This window comes from Candidatus Zixiibacteriota bacterium (assembly GCA_022865345.1).
GTDB lineage: Bacteria > Zixibacteria > MSB-5A5 > MSB-5A5 > RBG-16-43-9 > RBG-16-43-9.
In genome coordinates this window covers 1-1,956 of record JALHSU010000083.1, presented here as the reverse complement: position 1 = coordinate 1,956, position 1,956 = coordinate 1, and the positions used below count along the sequence as shown (strand labels likewise).

Here is a 1,956-nt window from a genome sequence, read left to right as displayed (position 1 = left end):
TTTTCTTCCTGCTAAGAAAACATTTTAAACTCTTTATTTTTTTTCTGCTCCTGATACTGGGAAATTCAGCCACTATTATCATTCTTCCCTCTGAGTTTATCTCCACCAGCCTTGATTTTCAGGGATATATACTTCCGGTAATTTTCTCGTTTGCCTTTATGTTTGGAGTGGGGATTTTATTTCTGCTGAAGAGTATCAATGAGTGGATTGTTAGAAGTAATTTCAGTTCTGGCTTCAATAAAAGTCTGAAAATCGTATTCTCTATCTTCTTTTTTTCAATTTCTCTTTTGCCTTTTTTGACTTTTTACCGGCTGGCAGACTTGTCTAAAAACGATTTGGCTTATAAGTATGGAAAAGCAGTTCTCTCACCCTTAGAGAGGAATGCAGTGGTTTTTATCGATAATCCAAATCTCTATTTTATCCTTTCTGCTCTGAGGTATGGTGAAGGGTACAGGAGGGACGTGGCAGTTTTAGACCGCAGTCTGTTGCAGGCGGAATGGAATTGTCAGCAGGAAAGGAAAAACTATCCTAAGCTATTTTCAGATATTAAGGCTGACTTGCGAGGCGAGTATCTATTCTTGAGCTTAATGACTCAAGGGCTAAATCGAAATTTCCCGGTATACATGGAATATACTGAGAGAGACTCAGAACTGGTAAATTTTCTATCTCCCGCAGGTCACCTTTACAGATTGGGCAAGAGGTTTTCAACCGAGCTTTCGCCGGAGCTTTTGAAAAAGCAGAGGGATTTTGAAAGCAGCTTTTATTCACGAAAAGAGGATAAAATATTCCAGAGAGATGTAGATGCTCTGAGGATGTTCGTGTATATCACCTATCGCTGGGGGCTTTACTATGAACAAAGGGGGATGTTTAAAGACGCTTTAAGGAATTTTTCCTCAGCCTTAGAGTTGGACTCTTCGAGTTCTGAACTTCAAGTAAAAGTTGAAAGATTAAGAAATAGATTACAGCTGGCTAAAAATTGAACAAGGGAGTAGCTTGCATTTCGCAAGGAATTAAGCGAAATACGTTTTTTTAAAGAATTGAAAGCATCTTATCTACTCTGCCTGTGGAAGGTAATGTTTTTGTATAAAACGACTTATCAAAATGACTTCGCTTCTGGCATAACCTTTGCTTTTAAGTTAATAGCAAAAGTGGAAATTGAGTTGAAAACTAAACCGTTAACTTTAACTGAAGGAGAGGAGGTGGAAAGAAATGCTGAGCAAGAAGAGAAATGGGCAGAAGGGTTTCACCCTGATCGAGTTAATGATCGTGGTAGTCATTATCGGTATCTTGGCCGCCCTGGCTATTCCCAGGTTTATGCGGGCAACTACCAAGTCCAAACAGTCTGAAGCCAAGATGATCCTGAAACAGATATACACCATGCAGCATGCCTATCGGCAGGAGTATGACGCTTACTGCTGCAATGGAGCTTCAGCCACAGCTGGTGGCTCTATCCCGGTCCTGGGAATCGATGTCATGGTTAATGCCAGATATACTTATACCTTAGTTGCGGCTGCGAATACTTTCACTGCCACTGCTGCTGGTAACCTGGATGATGACGCTACTGTCGATACCTGGACAATCGATCAAGCTGGTACACTCACCTGTACCATTAATGATGCCTCGAGCTAACTGGCGAGGGCAGCAAAACTGAGTTAGTCCGGTCCACCTCTGGTGGACCGGGCTAAGGTAACCTGAAGGATCGAAGATGTATAACAGGAAAGAAAAAGGATTCACCCTGATCGAGCTGATGATTGTGGTTGTCATTATAGCGATCTTAGCAGCTTTAGCTATCCCCAAATTTATGCAGGCTACGACTAAATCCAAGCAGACCGAAGCCAAGCAAATCCTGAAACAAATATATGCAATGCAACATGCTTACCGTCAGGAGTATAACAGTTACTGCTGCAACGGGGTCTCGGCTTCAGCCGGAGGTTCTATTATGAGTCTGGGAGTGGA

Annotated in this window: 2 protein-coding genes and 1 pseudogene; all 3 read left to right on the top strand. The window is 42.0% G+C overall.

The features are described from left to right. A partial coding sequence (locus MUP17_03635; protein ID MCJ7458067.1) for a hypothetical protein occupies nt 1–980 on the top strand: 980 nt, incomplete at its 5' end. 229 nt (nt 981–1,209) lie between these two features. Next, a pseudogene (locus MUP17_03630) lies at nt 1,210–1,314 on the top strand (prepilin-type N-terminal cleavage/methylation domain-containing protein). 391 nt (nt 1,315–1,705) lie between these two features. After that, on the top strand, nt 1,706–1,956 hold a 251-nt coding region (locus tag MUP17_03625), incomplete at its 3' end, for a prepilin-type N-terminal cleavage/methylation domain-containing protein (GenBank protein MCJ7458066.1).